Source organism: Streptomyces pseudogriseolus, assembly GCA_002154585.1.
Taxonomy (GTDB): domain Bacteria; phylum Actinomycetota; class Actinomycetes; order Streptomycetales; family Streptomycetaceae; genus Streptomyces; species Streptomyces pseudogriseolus.
The window spans coordinates 1-6276 of record MUNG01000392.1; the positions used below are offsets into that span (position 1 = coordinate 1).

At 71.5% G+C, this 6276-nt stretch carries 8 protein-coding genes; 3 read left to right on the forward strand and 5 right to left on the reverse strand.

Annotated features, from left to right (window positions below):
- Positions 1–217: 217 nt before the first annotated feature.
- The 3 genes from CCN29_RS28745 to CCN29_RS28755 form a co-directional block, all read right to left on the reverse strand.
- Positions 218–490, reverse strand: coding sequence for a hypothetical protein (locus tag CCN29_RS28745; protein WP_031060096.1), 273 nt, complete (start codon positions 488–490; stop codon positions 218–220).
- A gap of 149 nt (positions 491–639) precedes the next feature.
- Complete coding sequence (locus tag CCN29_RS28750) at positions 640–921, reverse strand: hypothetical protein (protein ID WP_086685492.1); 282 nt, start codon at positions 919–921, stop codon at positions 640–642.
- 140 nt (positions 922–1061) lie between these two features.
- Positions 1062–1334 (reverse strand): hypothetical protein, encoded by a 273-nt coding sequence (locus CCN29_RS28755; RefSeq protein WP_031060102.1) that lies wholly within the window; start codon positions 1332–1334, stop codon positions 1062–1064.
- 327 nt (positions 1335–1661) lie between these two features.
- Between CCN29_RS28755 and CCN29_RS28760 the strand changes: the two genes are divergently transcribed.
- Positions 1662–1901: a chaplin gene (locus CCN29_RS28760; RefSeq protein ID WP_031060105.1), complete on the forward strand. Its 240-nt coding sequence runs from the start codon at positions 1662–1664 to the stop codon at positions 1899–1901.
- Between the two features lie 188 nt (positions 1902–2089).
- Here CCN29_RS28760 and CCN29_RS28765 read toward each other — a convergent pair whose 3' ends face one another.
- Both CCN29_RS28765 and CCN29_RS28770 read right to left on the reverse strand, forming a co-directional pair.
- Entirely contained in the window at positions 2090–2359 is a 270-nt protein-coding gene (locus CCN29_RS28765) for a hypothetical protein (protein ID WP_086685494.1), read from the reverse strand.
- A gap of 159 nt (positions 2360–2518) precedes the next feature.
- A complete protein-coding gene (locus CCN29_RS28770; protein ID WP_086685496.1) occupies positions 2519–3433 on the reverse strand; it encodes a hypothetical protein in 915 nt (304 codons plus the stop codon).
- A 325-nt stretch (positions 3434–3758) separates the two neighbouring features.
- On the opposite strand from CCN29_RS28770, the gene CCN29_RS28775 reads away from it, so the two are divergent.
- Both CCN29_RS28775 and CCN29_RS28780 read left to right on the forward strand, forming a co-directional pair.
- Entirely contained in the window at positions 3759–4859 is a 1101-nt protein-coding gene (locus CCN29_RS28775) for a DUF3344 domain-containing protein (RefSeq protein ID WP_086685498.1), read from the forward strand.
- 44 nt (positions 4860–4903) lie between these two features.
- Positions 4904–6151, forward strand: coding sequence for a glycosyltransferase family 4 protein (locus tag CCN29_RS28780; protein WP_086685500.1), 1248 nt, complete (start codon positions 4904–4906; stop codon positions 6149–6151).
- The last annotated feature ends 125 nt before the right edge of the window (positions 6152–6276 follow it).

The following is a 6276-nucleotide window of genomic DNA, read 5'->3' on the forward strand; positions in this document are numbered from 1 at the left end:
CGGCGCCGGCGCCGATCAAAGCGAAGCCACCCAGAATTCCGGCGACCGCAGCCACAAACTTCTTCACGATGATCACTTACCCTTATTTCTCATGGTTGGCCCCGCGACGAACGGAGCCGTTCATTCGCCTCGGAGCCGTTACTGCTCTCGAAGCAGGGCAGGCCTGGAGCGGACACGTGGGTCCGACACCCAGACCTGCCCGGTCACCAGGTGATGCTCAGTCCTCGGCGCCCAGCGCGAGCCCGTTGGAGCAGGTCACCGACTCGGTCTGCTTGTCCTCGACGCTGTTGAAGCCGAGGATCGACAGCGCCAGGTTCACGTCGGAGATGTTGATGAGACCCTGGGTGGTGTTCGACTGCGAGCAGGCGTTGGTCTGCTTGTTGTTGAGTTCAGCGCTCGGCTCGTCGTTGGCGTGGCTGACGCCCGCGCCGAGGAAGCTGACGCTGCCGAGCATGGCCATCACAACGGCGGCCTTCTGGTACTTGCGCATTACCTCTCCATTTCTCGTGCTGACGCAGTTCACGAATGAACCGGTCGCTTACAGTCGCCAACATTAGGCAACTTTTTGTGCCAATCGGCGAGAGAAACGCCGTTTCCCACAATTCCGCGAGAAAGGGCTCGTGCGGCGCAATGACATATTTATCGGATCGGCTTAGTAACGGCCGACGTCACGCAGGAGATCTCACCGACCTTGGCGGAACAGGCGGGCTTCGACCCCTTGACGGTGTGGTGAACCGTGCCGTCGCCGTCGATGGTGATCCGCTCCTCGCTCGACTGCACGCAGCTGACTCCGCCCCGCCCGTCGGACACACAGCCGTTCGGGCCCTCGGCCCCGGAGGCCGGGCCGGCGACGGCGCCGAACAGTGCCAGGCCGCCGAGCACGGACGCGAGCACGGACGCGATGTTCCTCGACTTGTTCATGTTCTTTCTCCCCACAGTCGCCTCGGTTCCGGACCGACCCCGGATGTGCCGAGAGATGAAAACGGTCGTGAAGCGGGACAGCCCCGAGGCCCGGACGCGTACGTCCGGGCCTCGGGACCTGTTGGATCAGGCGGAGTTGATCACTTGCCGCCCAGCGCCAGACCGTTGGCGCAGCTCACGCCGACGTTGGTCTCGTCCTCGACGTTGTTGCCGGCGAGGATGGCGGCGATCGGCAGGTTGACGTCAGCGACGTTGATCAGCCCCTGGACCGTGTTCGACTGCGTGCAGGCGTTGCCCTGCTTGTTGTTCAGCTCGAACTCCGGGCCCTCGCCCGCGAAGCTGGCGCCGGCGCCAAGGAAGCTGACGCTGCCGAGCATGGCCATCACGACGGCGGCCTTCTGGTACTTGCGCATTACCTCTCCGTTTCTCGCATGGACACAGTCCGTACCGGACCGGTCACTGACAGTCGCTAACGTAAGCGACCCCCGCGCCTTTTGACAGTCGAAACGCCCGAATGCGTACATTTCTTGTGAAGACGCAGGTCAGAGCCCTGTATGCGATGCATCAGACGGCGGTACGCAGGCGTCGCCGAGGCAGCACGGATCGTCCTTCGGATCACAACACGGACCAAAGAGTGATCCCGGACAATCAGCCGTTACCCGGACCGGTGTCGGTGCGTTGAGCGGGGAGTGCGGCCGTTCTTCATGTGCCGCGTTTACCAGACCAGTAAGGAGAACGTGATGTCTCGCATCGCGAAGGCGGCCACCCTGGCTCTCGGCACGGGCGCCGTTGTGTTCAGCGGCGCCGGCATGGCCTCGGCCCACTCCGGCGCCGAGGGTGCGGCCGTCCACTCGCCCGGCGTCGTGTCGGGCAATGTGATCCAGGCTCCGATCCACATTCCCGTCAACGTGTGCGGGAACACCGTGAACATCGTCGGCGCCCTGAACCCCGCTTTCGGCAACTACTGCGTGAACAAGTAGCAGCACAGCGGGCTGCGGACGTCCGCCGTAGCAGCACCCCAGGAGCCCCGGAGGCCTCGCCCCCGGGGCTCCTTCGCGCCTGCGTCCCGGCCGGCACGGCGCGCACCGGCGCCACGCGCTCCGGGTGGCACGGAAAAGCGTCAGGCCCCCGGCAGAACGCCGGGGGCCTGACGCAGTGGGCGGAGGAGTCAGGCGTGGAGCCCCACGTCGCCGCGCACCGGCTTCGCCTCGTTCACCACGGCCGCCGCTTCCTTCGTGGTGCCGAGCAGCGAGCTCTCGTCGGAGTCGACGAGCGAGTCCGAGTCCTGCAGCGGCATCAGCTCGAAGGGAACCGCGGTGCGCAGGCCCGTGTCGAGGCCGGTGGACGCCAGGTCGGTGGAGTCGGCGTACGCGGGCGCGGCGAAACCGGCGGCGATCAGGGACCCGGCAAGGACGGCGGCAGCCTTCAGGGACTTCATCGTGTTCCTTTCTTCGGCAACGCGAGTCGCCGGAGTGGTTCTGTCGCCGTGTACAACGATCCCCGGCCGGAGCGGAAACCGGGGAATCGAAGATTGCCGAGTCCTCATACGACATACGAATTCTATGAACCGATGGACCGTCTGACGCCGCGTCGCGTTTCAGGAATTCGGCAGAATGAGTGACGTGAGCGCGGGCAGCAGTCCGGCCGGCTCCGCGGGATCCGCGGGCTCGTCCGGGTCCGCGGGGTCCGCGGGGTCGGCCGGGTCCGCGGGGTCCGCCGGGTCCGCGGGGTCGGCCGGGTCCGCCGGTGCGGGCAGCGTCGTCGCCGTCTGCGGGTCGGTCGCGGTCAGCGCGTCGAGGAGCTCGTCCACCCGGGCGAGAAGCTCGTCGACGGAGGTGAGGGCCGCGTCGGCCGCCGCGTCCGCCGCCGTCCCGGCCGCGTCGGCGGCGTCCGTCGCATCCGTGGTGCCCGACGTGTCCGAAGCGTCCGCCGTCGACTCCGTGCTGTCCGTGATCTCCGTCGTGCCGGTCGACGTGTTCTCGGTCGTCGTGGTCGTCGTACTGCTGCTGGGCGCGACCTGCCCGGACGCGGGGAGCAGCAGGTCCAGGAGGTTGTCGAGGGCCTCGCGTACGGCGCCCAGCCCGCTGTTCGGGGTGCCGTCGTCCTCCTCGGCCGTGGGCAGCAGCACGCCCGTCACCGGCGCCGGCAGGCCCGGCAGGAACGGAGTGGCGGCCGTGGGGGTGGTGGTCACGGTCGCGGTGACGGTCCCCGGGTCGTCGGCGGCCGCGCGGACCACCGCCGTCCGGGCCGCGTCGGCCAGCTTCCGGGCCTGGGCCGGGGGGAGTTGCCCGTCGGGAGCGGCGAGGACGGCCCTGATCAGGTCGGCGACCGGAGCGAGGTCGCCCCGGGGGGCCTCGCCGTGCGGGACCCGCGCGAGAAGGGCGGCGGACGACGCCGCCGGATCCTGTCCCGGAAGCGAGTCCACCGCGAAGGCGGTCGGGCCGGTGGTGGTGGTCAGGAGGGCGGCGCACAGGGCGCCGAGTGCGATGCGCCGGGCCGGCAGAGCGCGCATGGAGAGTCCTTTCGCGGGGCTTCGGATCTTGGACCCACCGTCGAAGTGCCCGCGACGCCCCGCAACCGGGCGTACGCCTTTCGGATCGGACCGCCGTCACTCCTCTGCGCGTCACGGCTGATGAGTCGGTGTGCGGAGCCGCCGCTCACGCAAACCCGGCTTCACGATTCCAACACACTTGTCCCTCTTGGTCGAATTTCGGGGACTTTGTCCGTTTAGTGACTAGAGTTGCGTTGCTCCGACGCACCTTCACTGGGCGGACGCACCGCACTCGTCCTCATCTGCCGTGCCGCCGCCACCCTTTTCCGAAAGGCTCCGAACGGTCATGCGCCAAACCCTGGGTCAGCTGCTCCGCCATGCGACGGTGGGCGTCCTCGCCCTGGCCGCGCTGTGGACGCCCTGCGGCTCCACCGCCGTCGCCGCGACCGCCGCGCCCGCCGCGCCGGCTCCGGAGGCGGACGGGCTCCCCTTCGGCGAGCGGTACCGGGTCCTTCAGCGCGGCAACATCGTGCGCGCGGCCAACTCCTCGCACACCTGCCGCGCTTCCGCGTCGTCCTGCCGCTCGGTGCAGAACGGCACGCGGCCGGGGGTGAACGGCGACTTCGACATGCACTACATCGACGTCGACGACGACCCCAACACGTACAACTCCTCCCGTGGCGAGGTGCGGTTGCCCAAGGGGTCGCGGGTGACGTACGCGCGGCTGTACTGGGGCGGCAACCTGCTCGTCGGCGAGCAGAAGCCGGCCGAGGACAACGGGCGCGTGCTGATCGCCGAACCCGGCGGCAACTACAAGGAGCTGCTCGCGGACACCGTCGTCGGACACCGCGTGGCGGGCGGCATGGACGCCTTCCAGGCCTCCGCGGACGTGACGCGGCTGGTGCGCGACAGCGGCTCGGGCCTCTACACGGTCGCGCAGATCAACGTGGCCGGCGGCCGGTCGGCGGCCGGCGCCTGGGGCGGCTGGACGCTGGTGGTGGCGTACGAGGACCCGGCGGAGCCGCTGCGGCACCTGTCCGTGTGGGACGGCTTCGCCCCGCTGGGCGGCGACTCCGCCGCCCACGTCACGCTGCGCGACCTGCCGTTCCCGGCGGCGGCCGGGGGCCGGGTGGGCATGGTCGCCTACAACGGCGACCGCGGCACCGCCGGCGACTCCCTGGTCCTGACCGCGGGCGACACGACAACCGCGCTCGGCGACGGCGCCAACCCGGCCGAGGACGTGCTGAACTCCACCATCTCCGGCCCCGCGAACGCGTCCTCGGCGCGCGTGCCCGCGTACGCCAACACCCTCGGCTACGACTCCGACGTGTTCGGCCTCGACGGGCTGCTGACCCGCGCCGGTGACCAGGCGGCCTTCCGCCTCACCTCGCAGCGCGACGCCGCATGGGCCGGCGTGCTGTTCGCCGCCGTCGACGCCCGTCCGTGAACGCGCCGTCCCGCGTACCCGACACCTGCGTGAGTGAGGAAGCCGTGCCCACGGACCTGACCCCCCACGGCCGCCGGCCGCGGGTCCTGCACCTCACCCAGCCCGTGGACGGAGGCGTCGCACGGGTGGTGACCGACCTGGTGCGGGCGCAGCTGGCCGACGGCCTCGACGTCGCCGCCGTCTGCCCGGACAGCCCGCTCACCACCCGGCTGCGTTCCCTCGGCGCCCACCTGCGCACCTGGGAGGCGACCCGCTCGCCGGGGCCGTCCCTGGTCCGGGAGGTACGGCAGCTGAAGGAACTCGTCGACGAGTTGCGGCCCGACCTGATCCACGCGCACAGCGCGAAGGCCGGGCTCGCCGGGCGGCTGGCCGTGCGCGGGCGCATCCCCACGGTGTTCCAGCCGCACGCCTGGTCGTTCGAGGCGGTGGGCGGGACCACGGCCGCGCTCGCCCTGCGCTGGGAGCGGTGGGCGGCGCGCTGGGCCTCCCGGGTGATCTGCGTGAGCGAGGCGGAGCGGGACACCGGGGTGGGCGCCGGGATCCGCGGGCGGTGGACCGTCGTGCCCAACGGCATCGACCCCGAGCGTTTCCGGCCCGCGGAGGACACGCGCCCGGTCAGGGCCCAGCTCGCCGCCCGGCACGGCGTGGACGCGGACGCGCCCCTCGTCGTGTGCGCCGGACGGCTGTGCCGGCAGAAGGGGCAGGACGTCCTGCTGCGCGCCTGGGACGCCGTACTTCGGCAGGTGCCCGGGGCGCGGCTGGCGCTGGTCGGTGACGGCCCGGACCACGACCGGCTGCGCGCCGGCGCGCCCGGCTCCGTGCTGTTCACGGGGGCCGTCGCGGACGCGGCGCCCTGGTACCAGGCCGCCGACCTCGTCGTCCTGCCGTCCCGCTGGGAGGGCATGGCGCTGGCCCCGCTGGAAGCGATGGCCTGCGCACGGCCCGTGGTGGTCACGGACGTCGACGGGGCACGCGAGAGCCTGCCGCCGTCGCTGGCCGGCCGCTGCCTGGTGCCGCCGGAGGACCCGCGGGCGCTCGCCCGGACCGTGGCCGCGCTGCTGCTCGATCCGCCGCTGCGGGCCTCGCTCGGCGACCGGGCCCGCCGCCATGTGCTGTCCCTCCACGACGTGCGGCACACCGCGCGGGCGGTCGCCGACGTCTACCGCGATCTGCTCGGCGCCCGGCCGGCCGCGACCGGGGCACGCCCGCTCCTGACGGCCGGGGGCGCCGAGGCCGACCGGACGACACAGCGCGTCGAGCACTCAGAGCACAGGGAGTCCATCCACTCGTGACCGCCGAACGTACCGTGCCCTCCCCCGGTGTCCCGCCCCGGGAGCACGGATTCCCGCCCGTGTCCGTCATGCCGCCGCGCGCCGGCGACACCGGTCCCCGGCTGCCCGCCTCGCGGCCCCCGGAC

Coding starts and splice junctions, on each gene's coding strand:
- CCN29_RS28755 (WP_031060102.1), bottom strand. CDS start 1,334: ATGCGCAAGTACCAGAAGGCCGCCGTCGTGATGGCCATGCTCGGCAGC.
- CCN29_RS28775 (WP_086685498.1), top strand. CDS start 3,759: ATGCGCCAAACCCTGGGTCAGCTGCTCCGCCATGCGACGGTGGGCGTC.
- CCN29_RS28760 (WP_031060105.1), top strand. CDS start 1,662: ATGTCTCGCATCGCGAAGGCGGCCACCCTGGCTCTCGGCACGGGCGCC.
- CCN29_RS28765 (WP_086685494.1), bottom strand. CDS start 2,359: ATGAAGTCCCTGAAGGCTGCCGCCGTCCTTGCCGGGTCCCTGATCGCC.
- CCN29_RS28750 (WP_086685492.1), bottom strand. CDS start 921: ATGAACAAGTCGAGGAACATCGCGTCCGTGCTCGCGTCCGTGCTCGGC.
- CCN29_RS28745 (WP_031060096.1), bottom strand. CDS start 490: ATGCGCAAGTACCAGAAGGCCGCCGTTGTGATGGCCATGCTCGGCAGC.
- CCN29_RS28770 (WP_086685496.1), bottom strand. CDS start 3,433: ATGCGCGCTCTGCCGGCCCGGCGCATCGCACTCGGCGCCCTGTGCGCC.